Source organism: Dietzia aurantiaca (genome assembly GCF_021033825.1).
Taxonomy (GTDB): Bacteria; Actinomycetota; Actinomycetes; order Mycobacteriales; family Mycobacteriaceae; genus Dietzia; species Dietzia aurantiaca.
Map to the genome: position 1 here is coordinate 150,757 of NZ_JAIFXZ010000002.1, position 14,392 is coordinate 165,148.

Below are 14,392 nucleotides of genomic sequence, written 5' to 3' on the forward strand. Positions count from 1 at the left end.
GTGTTGCTTGAGACGTTAGAGTGACCCCCATGGCATCCACCTCGAGCACGCGATCCACCCGTGCGCCCGGCGGCCGACGCCCCGCGTCGAAATCCGCCGCGCAGCGTTCGGCGACGTCCACCACCCCGAAGTCCCGGGGCGGCAGTGCGCGGCGTGGTGCGGTGGTCTCGACGCCGAAGTCCGGGAACCGGACCACGAACCGTGGGAACGGGCGCGGCGGCGCGCGGGCCTCGTCCGCTGCTCCCGAACGGACCTCCGGCGCCTTCGGTGCGGTCGGCCGTGGTCTCCGTGGGAGTTGGTCGGCCCTGGCGAAGGGCGTAGGGCACGGGGTCCGTGGCCTGGGCGGGGGTTCCGACGACGACGACAAGGCGCCGCCCCCCCACAGGCGCGACGGTCTCGGAATGGTCCTGATCGGTGTGGCGATCATCTTCGCCGGCGCGGTGTGGTTTCGTGCTGCGGGGCCGATCGGGCAGTGGATCGATACGGGTATCCGCACCGTGGTGGGCACCCCGGGTGCCCTTCTTCCGCTGCTGATCGGCGGCTGGGGCGTGCTCATCATGGCGCGCGAGCCACGTTCCGACGTCCACTCCAGGTGGCTGGTCGGGACGATCGTGTCCGCGCTCGGTGTGCTGGGACTCTGGCACCTCGCCGCGGGGTCGCCGAGCGATCCGGCGGGCGTGCGGTCCGGTGGGGGAGTGCTCGGTCGGATCGTCGGGGGCGGCATCGAGGCCGGTCTGTCGGTGTTCGTCGCCGTCCCACTCCTCGTGTTGATCGTGGCCTTCGGTGCCCTCGTCATGGCGGGGCGCCCCGCCCGGGAGATACCGGGCATGGTCCGCGGCTTCTTCGGCTGGGACGGCAGCGGCGACATCGTGGACGAGTACTACGACGACGACGCCTGGGAGGACGAGGCCACGACCGCCTACCCGATCGCGGAGACCGTCGGCTCGGCGGACGAGGAGTCGGAACGCCCCGCCGCCCGCCGCTCGTCCCGGCGCCGTGTGGCTACGTGGACAGACACCCCCACCACGGGAGAAACCGTCGAGATGCCGCCGGCCAGCGGTGGGCGCGGCCCGGCGGCGGCCACGGCCGAGCTGTCCGCTGACGTCGGGGGTCGCGCAGACGCGCCCGCTGCCCCCCGTCGTGGTGCGGCGGCCGCTGCTGCAGCCCGCGACGTCGAGGCGGATACTGAATCGACCACGGTGCCGTCCGCCGTGGCGCCCGCGGGTGCGGATGGTGCGCGTGGCGGGCGGACGGCCCGGGCCACATCGACGCGCGGGGAGGCCGCGCAGGCCAAGGGTGAGCAGGCCGGGGGCGGCTCAGCGGTTCCGCAGACCAACTCTCCATCGACGCACACCGCTTCGGAGACGGAGGACGAGCGTCTGGACTCCCAGACCCAACTTCTCAGCGGCATCGACTACTCACTGCCGCCGCTGAACCTGCTCACGGCCGGGGATCCGCCCAAGGCACGCAGCGAATCCAACGATCAGATGATCGAGGCGATCCAGGGCGTCCTGGAGCAGTTCAAGATCGACGCCGCGGTCACCGGGTTCACCCGGGGGCCCACGGTCACGCGCTACGAGGTCGAACTCGGCCCGGGCGTGAAGGTCGAGAAGATCACCGCTCTCCACCGGAACATCGCGTACGCGGTCGCGACGGACAACGTCCGTCTGTTGGCACCGATCCCCGGCAAGTCCGCCGTCGGTATCGAGGTCCCGAACCTCGACCGCGAGCTCGTGCGTCTGGCCGACGTGCTCACCGACCCGGGCACCGCGACCAAGCACAACCCGACCCTGATCGGGCTGGGCAAGGACATCGAGGGCGACTTCGTCACCGCCGACCTGGCCAAGATGCCGCACCTTCTGGTCGCGGGTTCGACCGGCTCGGGTAAGTCCAGCTTCGTGAACTCCATGCTGGTGTCGCTGCTCGCCCGCGCGACGCCGGACGAGGTGCGGCTCATCCTCATCGACCCGAAGATGGTCGAGCTGACGCCGTACGAGGGGATCCCGCACCTGATCACCCCCATCATCACGCAGCCCAAGAAGGCCGCCGCCGCGCTGGCCTGGCTGGTCGAGGAGATGGAGCAGCGCTACCAGGACATGAAGTCCACGCGCGTGCGCCACATCAGCGACTTCAACGACCGGGTCAAGTCCGGGGAGATCACCACGCCGCCCGGCAGCCAGCGGGAGTATCGCCCGTACCCGTACATCGTGGCCGTCGTCGACGAGCTCGCGGACCTCATGATGACGGCACCGCGGGACGTCGAGGACGCGATCGTGCGCATCACCCAGAAGGCCCGCGCGGCCGGCATCCATCTGGTCCTCGCGACCCAGCGACCGTCCGTCGACGTGGTGACCGGTCTGATCAAGACCAACGTGCCGTCCCGTCTCGCGTTCGCCACCTCCTCGCTGACCGACTCGCGGGTGATCCTCGACCAGCCCGGCGCCGAGAAGCTCGTGGGCATGGGCGACGGGCTCTTCATCCCGATGGGCGCCTCACGTCCCGTCCGCATGCAGGGCGCGTTCATCACCGACGAGGAGATCCAGGAGGTCGTCGACTACGCCAAGAACCAGGCGGAGCCCGAGTACGACACGTCCGTCACCGAGTCGAAGGACGATGGCAAGAAGGACATCGACGCGGATATCGGCGACGATCTGGATGACCTGCTGGCAGCGGTCGAGCTCGTGGTCTCCAGCCAGTTCGGCTCCACCTCGATGCTGCAGCGCAAGCTGCGCGTCGGGTTCGCCAAGGCCGGCCGGCTCATGGACCTGATGGAGTCCCGCGACATCGTGGGGCCGTCCGAGGGATCCAAGGCCCGCGAGGTTCTGGTCCGGCCCGAGGAGCTGGCATCCGTTCTGTGGATGATCAAGGGCGGCACCCCGCCGGAGGAGAATGCGGACGACCCGACAGGGGAGCACTCCGAGATCGGCGATCCCGTGGAGTCGCCCGTCGGCTGACCGCCCCGGCCGTCGCCGTCCGGGGCGGGCCCTCAGGCCAGCGCACCGAACACGGGCATCCATTCCCGGACCGTGATCTCCGGGACCACGCCCCGGACGCAGTGCGGGTCCTGAGCGATCAGTGCGCGTGCGGACTCGTCGTCGTCGGCCTCGACCAGGAGCAACGCACCGGAGCCGTCCACGAACGGACCCACGGTACGGATCGAGCCCGCCTCGACCCGGGCCGCCAGCCATTCGCGGTGCGCGGGCTTGTTCGCCTCCCGCTCGTCGGTCTGTGCGGCCTCGTAGCGGTAGGTGACGGCGAAGAGCGGCATGTGGGGTCTCCCTCTGGTGCGGGTGGGCTGGCTGTGCCGTCAAGGGTAGGCGGGCGGCTCTGGCTAAGGTGAAGAGGTGACTACCTCCACGACTGGCGAAGGCAGCCCCACCGCCGAGGTCCCGGTTCTCAACATCGCGAACCTCCTCACAGTGCTGCGGATCATCCTGGTCCCGGTCTTCCTCGTCGTGTTCTTCGTGGCGGGCGCCCAGGACGCCTGGTGGCGGATCGGTGCGTTCTGCGTGTTCGCCATCGCGATGTTGACCGACTACGCAGACGGCTACCTCGCGCGCAGGCTCGGTCTCATCACCGATTTCGGCAAGATCGCCGACCCGATCGCGGACAAGGCACTCATGGCCGCGGCGATGATCTCGCTCTCTCTCGTCCACGAACTGTTCTGGTGGGTCACCGTCGTCATCCTGGTGCGCGAAGTCGGGATCACGCTCTGGCGCTTCTTCGGCGTCGACCACGTGGTGGCGGCGAGCAAGGGCGGCAAGCTCAAGACCGTCACGCAGACACTCGGCGTCGGGCTGCTCATCCTGCCGCTGCCCTACTGGGTGTGGCCACTGGAGTGGCTCATCGTCGGCGTGGCGGTGGTGCTGACCGTCTACACGGGGATCGACTACGTGGTCAAGGCCCGGCAGGCCGCGGCGCGGGGCCGATGAGCGTGCCCGGGGCGGTCGAGGGGCCGGGGAAGGCGTCCGTGCAGGAGGCACTCGTCGGGACGCTGAAGGCCCGGGGCTGGACAATCGCCACTGCCGAGTCGCTGACAGCCGGCCTCGTTGCCGCCACGATCGCCGACGTACCCGGGGCAAGCGCGGTGTTACGGGGCGGGCTCGTGGTCTACGCGACCGACCTCAAGCACGTGCTTGCCGACGTGCCGCAGAGCGTCCTGGACCGGCACGGAGCGGTGTCCGCGGAGACCGCCCGGGCGCTGGCCACGGGCGCGGCGGCCCGCTGCCGGGCGGACGTCGGACTCGCGCTGACCGGGGTGGCGGGCCCCGACGAGCAGGAGGGTCGTGCGGTCGGCACCGTGTTCGTGGGGGTGCGCGTCCCCGGTCGTGAGACCTGGTCGGTGCGGTTGGCGCTCGCCGGTGATCGACGGCGGATCCGCGACCAGGCGTGCGACGCGGCGATGTCGCTGGTCACCGAGGTGGCGGGCGGCGCCCGCCCGGCCGGCGGGGAAGGGGGGCGGGATTGATGAACGGTCGTCCTGCGACGTGGATCGGGAAAGTGGGAACGAATCCGGAAGGTGACGCGTTGTACCCGGTGATGCCGAACATCCAGATGACCACGCTGCCCCGCCCCGACCAGCCGAGCGCCCCGCCGTTGTTGCGCGAGACCCTCGGGACGGTCCTGCGTGGCCTGCGCGGGGAGTCGGGTCGGACCCTGCGGGATGTGGCCGACGCGGCGAGGGTCAGCCCCGGATATCTCTCGGAGATCGAGCGGGGGCGCAAGGAGGCCTCCAGCGAGTTGCTGGCGTCGATCTCCGGAGCGCTGGAGGTGTCGCTCGGCGAGATCCTCATCCGCGCGGCGCTGGAGGTCTCGCCACCGGGCACGTTCACCGAGCCCGTGCTCGCAGCCTGATTCCCTTTCCGGGACAACTCCAGGTGGTCCACCCATGACGGCGTTCGGTACCGTAGAACAGACCCGTCGTCCGAATCGGCAGAAGGACTAAACGCAGCGATGGCCAATCCGTTTTCCAAGGCATGGCGCTACCTCATGGCGTTGTTCGATTCGAAGATCGACGAACACGCCGATCCGAAGGTGCAGATCCAGCAGGCCATCGCCGACGCGCAGCGTCAGCACCAGCAGCTGTCACAGCAGGCCGCGGCCGTCATCGGTAACCAGCGCCAGCTCGAGATGAAACTCAACCGGCAGCTCGCGGACATCGAGAAACTCCAGGGGTCTACCCGCCAGGCGCTGCAGATGTCCGACCAGGCCGGTCAGAACGGCGACGTGCAGAAGGCCACCGAGTACGAGAACGCCGCCGAGGCGTTCGCGGCGCAGCTCGTCACCGCGGAGCAGAACGTGGAGGACCTCAAGGGTCTGCACGATCAGTCGCTTCAGGCCGCCGGGCAGGCGAAGAAGGCCGTCGAGCAGAACGCCATGGTGCTGCAGCAGAAGGTCGCAGAGCGTACCAAGCTACTCAGCCAGCTCGAGCAGGCCAAGATGCAGGAGCAGGTCAGTGCCTCCCTGCAGTCGATGTCGGAGCTGTCGTCAGGTGGTAACACCCCGAATCTCGATCAGGTCCGCGACAAGATCGAGAAGCGTTACGCCAACGCGCTCGGCTCCGCGGAGCTCGCCCAGAACTCGGTCCAGGGCCGGATGATGGAGATCGAGCAGGCGTCCACGCAGATGGCGGGCCACAGTCGGCTCGAGCAGATCCGGGCGTCGATGCAGGCGGAGGGCGGCCAGCTCGGGCAGGGTAGCGGCGCCGCCGGTCAGCTCGGACAGGGCCAGGCGCAGCCGGCCACACCGCCCCAGCAGCAGGCGCAGACCGAACAGCAGTGATCTGGAGGCACACGGGCCGTCGGCGGGTTCGCCGGCGGCCCGTTGTCGTCCGAGCAGGGAAGGGCAGCGGGTGACACTGACCGAGTTCCACGCCAGAACCGTGGAGGCCTTCGGCGAACTCCGTGCGGACCACCTCGTGCGGACGCACCACCTGGCCGCGTGTGGCGGCCGTACCGCCCATGAGGCGATCGATGGAGGACAATCGGTCAAGCAGGTCTGGCTCGCGCTCTGTGACGAGTTCGACGTTCCCGAACAGTTGCGCTAGCGCCATGTGTGCGGCGTGTCGTTCGACGTCGAACAGACGTTCCCCTACACTGGAACGCGGATGACGGCGGGTCCCCGCTGTCCACAGGACGTCACCAGTCCACAGGAGACGGTCGCCGGGCCCCGTATGGCGCTTCGTGTCGTACCCGACCCGTAGCGTCCGCGGGTGAAACCACACAGACCGATCGGCGAGGCGCCGGAGGTCGAGCACGAACGGAGCAGACACATGGCAGCTAAGGCCAAGGCGGGCGCGGGCAAGCCCGGCGCCGCGCAGAATCGTGAGCAGGCACTCGAACTGGCCCTGGCCCAGATCGACAAGGCCTACGGCAAGGGCTCCGTCATGCGGTTGGGTGACGACAATCGGCCGCCGGTCCAGGTCATCCCCTCCGGCGCACTGTCGCTGGACGTGGCGCTCGGGGTCGGCGGTTTCCCCCGTGGCCGTGTCGTGGAGATCTACGGTCCGGAATCCTCGGGTAAGACCACCGTGGCCCTCCACGCTGTCGCCAATGCCCAGGCCGCCGGTGGTATCGCGGCGTTCATCGATGCGGAACACGCACTCGATCCGGAGTACGCCCGCAAGCTCGGCGTGGATACGGACAACCTCATCGTCTCTCAGCCGGATACCGGCGAGCAGGCGCTCGAGATCGCGGACATGCTCGTCAAATCCGGAGCCATCGACATCCTGGTGATCGACTCCGTTGCGGCGCTCGTGCCGCGCGCGGAGATCGAGGGCGAGATGGGCGACAGTCACGTCGGACTCCAGGCCCGCCTCATGAGTCAGGCCCTGCGAAAGATGACCGGCGCCCTGCACAACACCGGGACCACCGCGGTGTTCATCAACCAGCTCCGCGAGAAGATCGGCGTGATGTTCGGCTCGCCCGAGACCACAACCGGTGGTAAGGCGCTCAAGTTCTACGCCTCGGTGCGGTTGGACGTGCGTCGCATCGAGACGCTGAAGGACGGTGCGGACGCGGTCGGTAACCGCACCAAGGTGAAGGTCGTCAAGAACAAGGTCGCGCCGCCCTTCAAGATCGCCGAGTTCGACATCGTCTACGGCGAGGGCATCAGCCGCGAGGGCTCGCTCATCGACATGGGCGTGGAGAACGGCTTCATCAAGAAGTCCGGTTCCTGGTTCACCTACGGTCAGGACCAGCTGGGGCAGGGCAAGGAGAATGCGCGCCGCTACCTCAAGGAGAACCCGGCCGTCCGGGACGAGATCGAGCGGAAGATCCTGGACAAGCTCAATATCGGAGCGGGGGCCGAGATCGCGGAGATCGAGGCGGAGTCCGACGAGGACGCCCCGATCGACGTGGTGCCCGTCGAGTTCTGATGCCGATGGATCGGACGCGCCCGGAAGGGCAGCGCGCGACCGGTCAGCGCCCGGAGCTCGATGCGGATGAGCTCCGGGCGGCAATAGCGGCGGTCGAGGCCCGGCCCTCGGGATCGTCGGACCTGCCTCCGCTCGCTCCGGAGGCGCACGAGGCGGCAACGGCGGCACTGCGGTTACTCCGCTACCGGCCACGTAGTGAGCATGAGCTACGTGGGCGTCTGGCCGAGAAGGAACACCCGGCAGAGGCGATCGACGAGGCGATCGACCGCATCCGGGTGTGGGGCTTGATCGACGACGCGGAGTTCGCTGCGGAATGGGTGCGGGGTCGTCGGCGGCGGCGGGGTCGAGCCCGCGGCGCCCTGGAACGCGAGCTCCGGGACAAGGGCGTCGCAGAGGCCCACATCGCCGACGCGGTGGCCGATATAGACGATTCCGATGAACGTCTGCAGGCCACGGAACTCGTGCGCGCTCGTTTGTCGAGACGCCCTGCCGGCGCGGCCAGCGGACCGGCTCGCGCCGGCGAACGGCGTCGACTCGTGTCCTTCCTCGCCCGGCGGGGCTATCCCACGGGGCTGGCCATGGCCGTGGTGGATGCCGAGTTGGCGGCCCACGCTTCGTCCTGAGTACCCTGGCCTGCGTGGATTCTCTCGTGACCGACCTGCAGCAGGCGCCCGGGGACGCCCCGGTGGACGGCGCCGATCAGCGGACCTACCAGGTGCGCACCTTCGGATGCCAGATGAACGTCCATGACTCCGAACGGATGTCCGGGGTCCTGGAAGAGGCGGGCTATATCCCCTTCGAGGGGGAGGCCGACCCGGTGACCGGCGCCCTTCCGGACCTTGTGGTCTTCAACACCTGCGCGGTGCGTGAGAACGCCGACAACCGACTCTACGGAACGCTGGGGCATCTGCGCCCGTGGAAGGACGCCAACCCGCGCCTGCAGATCGCCGTCGGCGGGTGTCTGGCGCAGAAGGACAAGGACGTCGTCGTCTCGCGGGCGCCCTGGGTGGACGTGGTGTTCGGCACCCACAACCTCGGCCATCTGGCGACCCTGCTCGAGCGTTCGAGGCACAACGAGCGCGCCGAGGTCGAGATCGCTGAGTCTCTTCAGCACTTTCCCTCGACTCTGCCGGCGACCCGTGATTCGGCCTATGCGGGCTGGGTGTCGGTGTCGGTCGGCTGCAACAACACGTGCACGTTCTGTATCGTTCCCTCGCTACGTGGCAAAGAGGTCGACCGCCGGCCGGGCGAGGTCCTCGCCGAGGTCCAGGCCCTCGCCGACGAGGGGGTCATCGAGGTGACCCTCCTCGGCCAGAACGTCAACGCCTACGGCAGGTCGTTCCACGACCCGGATGAGCCCTCGGACAAGGGCGCATTCGCGAAGTTGCTTCGCGCCACAGGTCGGATCGAGGGGATCGAACGGATTCGTTTCACCTCGCCGCACCCTGCCGAGTTCACAGACGATGTGATCGAGGCGATGGCGTCCACTCCTACCGTGTGCCCGCAGCTGCACATGCCCCTGCAGTCCGGTTCCGACCGCGTACTGCGCGCGATGCGACGGTCGTACCGCTCGGAGAAGTTCCTCGGCATCCTGGACCGGGTCCGCGTCGCGATGCCGGACGCCGCGATCACCACCGATATCATCGTGGGCTTCCCCGGGGAGACCGAGGAGGACTTCCAGGCGACGCTCGACGTGGTCGAGAAGGCGCGATTCTCCAGCGCGTTCACCTTCCAATATTCTCCGCGCCCGGGGACCCCGGCCGCCACCATGGAGGACCAGATCCCCAAGGCCGTCGTCCAGGAGCGGTACGAGCGACTCATCGAGCTCCAGGAGCGGATCACGCTGGAGGAGAACCAGGCCCGCGTCGGCCGGGTGGTGGAGGTCCTCGTCACCGCCGACGAGGGACGCAAGGATGCCGCCACCGCGCGGATGACGGGGCGAGCGCGCGACGGCAGACTAGTGCACTTCGCGCCGACCGGTGACTACGCGGATCGCGTCCGCCCGGGAGACGTGATCACCACGCGGGTCACGGCTGCGGCCCCACACCACCTGCTCGCCGACGACGGCGTGCTCAGCTACCGCGCCACCCGCGCCGGCGACCGGCACGAGGCGGGGGAGAAGCCCGAGACCCCGCCGATCGGCGTCGGCCTCGGACTGCCCACATTGCGTCGAGACGTCGCGGTCGACGACGTCATTGAGAAGGGATGCCCCACGTGAGTAATGCGGACCGCCCCGATCCCATCGCCGGGATCATGGAAGTAACCCGAAACGCGGAATCAGAGATGCGCCGCAAGGACCGGGTGCTCGGCCGGACGCTCGTCATCGGCCGGGCCTACCTCGCGTCCACGGTGCTCATCGTCATCCTCGCCGCGGTGCTTCTCCTGCCGCACAGTGACGGGGTCCGCGGTATCGACGTGCTGTTCTTCACGGACGCGGCCGCCGATCAGTGGACCTCCCTGCCCTCACACATCTTCGTACTCTTGTACTCCGTGGGCACGATCGGGTTCGGCGCACTCATGATCCTCACCCAGAAGTGGTGGGCGGCCGGAGTCGCATGGAGTGCCGCCTGCGTGTCAGCGGTCTACGGGATCCTGGCAATCTGGCTCCGTCAGTCCGGACGCGGGCCCGACCCGGATTTCCAGGGGTTCGGAGGCCCGGGTATCGGAATGTACCTGAGTGAGATCCTGCTGTTCCTGCTCATCGGAACTCTCGCCGGGGTGCTCTGGACGCGCACGCCTGAGCAGCGCCAGTTGGAAGAGAACGCGCGCAGCGGGGACGGCCTCTGATCTGATCTGGGCAGAGATGACGACGGGGGCGGGGTGCCTGGCACCCCGCCCCCTTTCGTCATCGGCCGGCGCGTATCGCTGACCCGGTCAGCGCGTGTCGACGGCGTTCTCCGCGGCCTCCGCCCACTCCCGCCACTGGGCGGCCTGGGAGCGTGCCTTGTCGGCGTCCTTGCTCTTGCCCGCGGCTTCGGCCTTCTCCGCCTGCTCCTCGAAGTCGCGGACCCGGTCCCAGAACTGCCCCGCGCGGGCCTTGGCCTCCGGATCGGTGCGACGCCACTCGGTGTCGGCGGCCTCCGAAACCGACTTCTCGATCGCCCGGATCCGGTTCTCGAGCGGACCCATCCGATCGCGGGGAACCTTCCCGATCTCCTCCCAACGCGACTGCAGTTCGCGCAGGGTCGCGCGGGCGGCGGCCAGGTCGGTGCCGGGCTTGATCCGGCCCTCGTACTCCTTGAGGAGAGCCTCCTTGGCCTCGGCGTTCACCTCGAACTCCGCATCGCGTTCGGCGGCGGCGGCGTGCCGGGCGTCGAAGAAGGTGTCCTGCGCGGCCTTGAAGCGCTTCCACAGGGCATCATCCGCCTCACGCGGTGCCCGGCCGGCCGCCTTCCATTCGTCCATGAGCCGCCGGTACGAGGTGGCGGTGTCGTTCCATTCGGTGGAGCCGGACATGGCCTCGGCTCGTTCGACCAGTTCTTCCTTGACCCGCTTCACCGATGCCCTGTTGCGATCGAGTTCGGCGAAGTGGGAACCGCGGCGACGGTTGAATGCCTCGCGCGCCTTGGAGAACCGCTTCCACAGTGCGTCGTCGGTCTTCCGGTCTATACCACGGATCGTCTTCCACTCGTCCAGGATCTCCCGGAGCCGGTCGCCGGCCGCCTTCCACTGGGTCGACGACGCGCCGATCTCCTCGGCCTCGGACGCTAGTTCCTCCTTGCGGGCGATCGCCGCGGAGCGCTGCTCGTCCTTGCGCTGACGAGCCCGGGCCTCGACCTCACCCGAACGTTCGACCACTGCGGCCACCCGCACCGCGAGTGAGTCCAGGTCGCCCACCGCGGCGGCGGTGGGGATCTGTTCGGCCAGGACCTCAGCGGACGCGCGAGTCTTCCGGGCGTCCTGGGGATGTGTGTCCAGGCGGGTCTCGAGGAGGGAGACCTCGGCGGCGAGATCATCGAAACGAAGTCCGAAGTGGGCCAGCCCTTCGGCCGGGACCCCCGCCTGCCACGAGCCGACCTGACGTTCACCGTCAGCGGTCCTGACGAATACCGCGCCCGACTCATCGACCCGACCCCATTCGGCGGGATCGGAGGCGCGGGTGGCCTTGGCTTCCGCTGCCGGGGCAGGGCTCGGTGTGGCCTTCCGGGCCATCGCGGCGGGGGAAGGGGCTCCCGGGCGCGGCCCGGGACGGGTCCCGGGCCCGGGGGTCGGCGACGTCCCTCCGGACTCCTGACCGCTCGTGGCGGTGGGTGACTGGTCGCTCATGTGGTCCTCGTTTCCTTCTGCCGCGTATCACGGCACCGTCGCCGGGCTGGCATCCCGGTCATCGCCTCGCCGTCCCGCCACCGGGCCGGCATCCTCCTAGTGTGTACCAACGCAGCCACGTTCGTCGGCTGTATCTGTACGTGGCGCCGGATAGTCGTGCGACTCCGCCGGAGAGGCGGGCCGCGGGGACGCCCGGCCACACGCCCCGTGTGGCATCGGAAGACCCTCGCCGGGGGGGCCAGTAGGGTTCCCTGATGTGAGCAGTCCCGTCGTTCTGATCCCCGGTGCACCGGTCCTGGTGCCCGAGCTGTCCGGCGCAGCAGCCGTGGAGAGCACCCGTGAGGTCGAGATGCTGTGTGAACAGCTCCGGCGGGCGTCCGTCTCAGCGTCACGCGTCGTGGTGGTGGGCACCGACCCGCAGCGCAGGACCCTGCAGGACGTCAGCTCGTCCCTGCGTCGGTGGGGCGCCGACGTTCGAGTCGGACGTCCGAGCGCCCCGTCGGCCCCGCAGGGGAGCGTGCCCGATGCGGCACTGATCGCGTGGTGGATGCTCGACCGGGCGGGCTCGGGGCTACCGCGGACGTTCGAGGCGGTGGATGAGCAGGGTCGGATCGCGAACTCGACACCGGTGAAGGTGTCCGGCGGCGACGCTCTCGTCGTCGTCGTCGCGGATGGCCCCGCCTCGTTGACCCCCCGCGCGCCCGTCCCGGAGGACCCTCGCGGGGTGGCTCTCGACGCCGCACTCACCGCGTGGCTGCGCGACGGTGGCGCCCTCCCGGACCCCGGCCCGGCCGCGTCGGCCGAGGTGGGGTGGTGGAGCCGCCCTTCCTGGTTGGCCCTCGCCGGGCTCGTGGGGGACCGCACCGCGGTCGACACGGTTTCTTGGGCACCGTTCGGCGTCGGCTACCACGCCGCGCGGTGGGAGCCGATCCCGTCCCGTGCGACATCCGCCGCCGGCTCGTCCGCCACGGGATGCGCGGCCTACGACGGGGGCCCGCGGTGACCGACACGACCCCGATCGCGGTGGTGGGCGCCACCGGCACCGGTAAATCGGAGATCGCCCTGGGGCTGGCCGAGACCCTCGGCGGTGAGGTCATCAACTGCGACGCCATGCAGCAGTACCGCGGTATGGACATCGGCACGGCCAAGCTCCCCCCGGGCAAGCGTCGGGGGATCCCGCACCACCGCCTCGACGTCCTCGACGTGACCGAGACCGCCAGCGTCGCCGATTTCCGTGATGAGGCCGAGCAGGAGATCTCCGAGATCCGCGAACGGGGGAACGTGCCGATCCTGTGCGGTGGCTCGATGATGTACCTGCAGGCGCTGATCGACGGCTGGTCCATTCCCGACACCGACCCGCGGGTGCGGGCGCGGTACGAGCGCCGGCTCGAGGAGATCGGGGTGGCCGCGCTGCACAAAGAACTGTCCCGTATCGACCCCGAGGCGGCCCGCACCATCCTGCCGACCGACCCGCGTCGCACCGTCCGGGCGTTGGAGGTCGTGGAGATCACCGGGCGCCCGTTCTCGGCCTCCCGCCCGACCATCGGCGAGCCCCGGTGGGGGACCCGGATCATCGGATTGCGGTGCGGGTTGCCCGAGTTGGACGAGCGACTGGCAGCGCGCACGGCCGCGATGTTCGCCGACGGACTGGTCGACGAGGTGCGGGGGCTGGTCGGCGTGGGCCTGCGGGACGGCGTCACCGCGCGTCGCGCGATCGGCTACGCGCAGGTACTCGACGAGATGGACGACGACCTGGGTATCGACGAAGCCGGGGCCGCCAGCGCGGAGGAGCGCACGTTCATCGGCACCCGCCGCTACGTCCGGCGACAGCGGTCGTGGTTCGGCCGTGACCACCGGATCCACTGGATCGACACCGACACCCTTGGCGGGCAGGCGCGCCCCGGCGGGCCGTTGCGTGCCGCCCTGAAGACTCTCGAGGAGGCCCGACGATGAGCGAGCCCGGTGCGGGCAGGCCCCGCGTCCAGTCCGTGGATCGCACCTTCGCGTTGCTGGACGCCCTCGCACTGCGCGGGGGGCGCGCGTCCCTCGGTGACCTGGTCGCCGACACCGGCCTGGCCGCCGCGACGGCCCACCGTCTGTGCGGCACGCTCGCCGAGAGCGGACACCTGCGCCGTGATGCGCGGCGCGACTACCTGTTGGGCCCCCGCCTTCAGCGGGTCGGCGACGCCGCCCGGCGCGCGACCCTGGAATGGGCCGAGCCGGTTCTGCGGGCAATCGTGGCCGGGACAGGCGAGACCGCGAACATGGCCGTCCGCGAGGGGGACGGAGTGGTGTATCTCGCCCAGGTGCCCTCCCCGCACTCGATGCGGATGTTCACCGAGGTGGGGCGCAGGGTGGAGGTCCACTGCACCGCCGTGGGGAAGGCGCTGGTGGCGGGCGACGACGACGACGAGGTCCGCGCGATGCTCGGTCGGGCCGGTATGCGTCGCTACACCTCGACGACCATCGTTCGCCCCGACGCGCTGATCGCCGAACTCGACCGGATCCGTCGCTCGGGTTTCGCGACCGACGAATCCGAGCAGGAGGAGGGGGTACGGTGCGTGGCGATAGCCGTGGGGGAGGGCGCCGCCTCGTTCGCGGTGTCCGCATCCGGCCCCGAGGCGCGGTTCACCTCCGATCGCCGCGACGCCGCTGTGGGGATCCTGCGTGCGGCGGTGGCCGGGCTGAACCCGTGACCTGACGACGAGAGCCGGCCGTCCACCCGGGTGGACGGCCGGCTCTCGTTACGCG

General features: G+C 69.7%; 15 protein-coding genes. 13 read left to right on the top strand and 2 right to left on the bottom strand.

Translation table 11 applies throughout. The annotated features are described in order from the left end of the window. Window positions 1-20: 20 nt before the first annotated feature. Window positions 21-2,954: an FtsK/SpoIIIE family DNA translocase gene (locus K3888_RS03290; RefSeq protein WP_372459521.1), complete on the top strand. Its 2,934-nt coding sequence runs from the start codon at window positions 21-23 to the stop codon at window positions 2,952-2,954. Between the two features lie 32 nt (window positions 2,955-2,986). Here K3888_RS03290 and K3888_RS03295 read toward each other — a convergent pair whose 3' ends face one another. After that, on the bottom strand, window positions 2,987-3,268 hold the full coding sequence (locus tag K3888_RS03295; RefSeq protein ID WP_230928808.1) for a YciI family protein: 282 nt from the start codon (window positions 3,266-3,268) through the stop codon (window positions 2,987-2,989). A 76-nt stretch (window positions 3,269-3,344) separates the two neighbouring features. Between K3888_RS03295 and pgsA the strand changes: the two genes are divergently transcribed. The 9 genes from pgsA (at window position 3,345) to K3888_RS03340 (ending at window position 10,162) form a co-directional block, all read left to right on the top strand. Then, a complete protein-coding gene (gene pgsA / locus K3888_RS03300) occupies window positions 3,345-3,932 on the top strand; it encodes a CDP-diacylglycerol--glycerol-3-phosphate 3-phosphatidyltransferase (protein ID WP_230928809.1) in 588 nt (195 codons plus the stop codon). Beyond that, on the top strand, window positions 3,929-4,468 hold the full coding sequence (locus K3888_RS03305) for a CinA family protein (RefSeq protein WP_230928810.1): 540 nt from the start codon (window positions 3,929-3,931) through the stop codon (window positions 4,466-4,468). The genes pgsA and K3888_RS03305 overlap by 4 nt, the downstream gene beginning before the upstream one ends. Before the next feature lie 71 nt (window positions 4,469-4,539). Continuing rightward, window positions 4,540-4,854, top strand: a complete 315-nt coding sequence (locus tag K3888_RS03310) for a helix-turn-helix domain-containing protein (RefSeq protein WP_230929072.1) — start codon at window positions 4,540-4,542, stop codon at window positions 4,852-4,854. A 99-nt stretch (window positions 4,855-4,953) separates the two neighbouring features. Next, complete coding sequence (locus K3888_RS03315) at window positions 4,954-5,781, top strand: PspA/IM30 family protein (RefSeq protein ID WP_230928811.1); 828 nt, start codon at window positions 4,954-4,956, stop codon at window positions 5,779-5,781. Between the two features lie 70 nt (window positions 5,782-5,851). Then, window positions 5,852-6,046: a DUF3046 domain-containing protein gene (locus K3888_RS03320; protein ID WP_230928812.1), complete on the top strand. Its 195-nt coding sequence runs from the start codon at window positions 5,852-5,854 to the stop codon at window positions 6,044-6,046. A gap of 225 nt (window positions 6,047-6,271) precedes the next feature. Further along, window positions 6,272-7,375, top strand: coding sequence for a recombinase RecA (gene recA / locus K3888_RS03325; RefSeq protein ID WP_230928813.1), 1,104 nt, complete (start codon window positions 6,272-6,274; stop codon window positions 7,373-7,375). 5 nt (window positions 7,376-7,380) lie between these two features. After that, a complete protein-coding gene (locus K3888_RS03330; RefSeq protein ID WP_230928814.1) occupies window positions 7,381-7,998 on the top strand; it encodes a regulatory protein RecX in 618 nt (205 codons plus the stop codon). 62 nt (window positions 7,999-8,060) lie between these two features. Continuing rightward, a complete protein-coding gene (miaB, locus tag K3888_RS03335; protein ID WP_372459529.1) occupies window positions 8,061-9,593 on the top strand; it encodes a tRNA (N6-isopentenyl adenosine(37)-C2)-methylthiotransferase MiaB in 1,533 nt (510 codons plus the stop codon). Next, window positions 9,581-10,162: an Rv2732c family membrane protein gene (locus K3888_RS03340; protein WP_230928815.1), complete on the top strand. Its 582-nt coding sequence runs from the start codon at window positions 9,581-9,583 to the stop codon at window positions 10,160-10,162. Before miaB ends, K3888_RS03340 begins: the two co-directional genes overlap by 13 nt. An 87-nt stretch (window positions 10,163-10,249) precedes the next feature. On the opposite strand, the gene K3888_RS03345 is transcribed toward K3888_RS03340, so the two are convergent. Continuing rightward, entirely contained in the window at window positions 10,250-11,641 is a 1,392-nt protein-coding gene (locus K3888_RS03345) for a DUF349 domain-containing protein (RefSeq protein WP_230928816.1), read from the bottom strand. Between the two features lie 256 nt (window positions 11,642-11,897). Between K3888_RS03345 and K3888_RS03350 the strand changes: the two genes are divergently transcribed. Genes K3888_RS03350 through K3888_RS03360 form a run of 3 tightly spaced genes read left to right on the top strand, consistent with a single transcriptional unit; the run spans window position 11,898 to window position 14,337 of the window. Then, window positions 11,898-12,644, top strand: coding sequence for a class III extradiol ring-cleavage dioxygenase family protein (locus tag K3888_RS03350; RefSeq protein ID WP_230928817.1), 747 nt, complete (start codon window positions 11,898-11,900; stop codon window positions 12,642-12,644). Beyond that, window positions 12,641-13,594, top strand: a complete 954-nt coding sequence (miaA, locus tag K3888_RS03355) for a tRNA (adenosine(37)-N6)-dimethylallyltransferase MiaA (RefSeq protein ID WP_230928818.1) — start codon at window positions 12,641-12,643, stop codon at window positions 13,592-13,594. The genes K3888_RS03350 and miaA overlap by 4 nt, the downstream gene beginning before the upstream one ends. Further along, window positions 13,591-14,337 (top strand): IclR family transcriptional regulator, encoded by a 747-nt coding sequence (locus K3888_RS03360; RefSeq protein ID WP_230928819.1) that lies wholly within the window; start codon window positions 13,591-13,593, stop codon window positions 14,335-14,337. Before miaA ends, K3888_RS03360 begins: the two co-directional genes overlap by 4 nt. The last annotated feature ends 55 nt before the right edge of the window (window positions 14,338-14,392 follow it).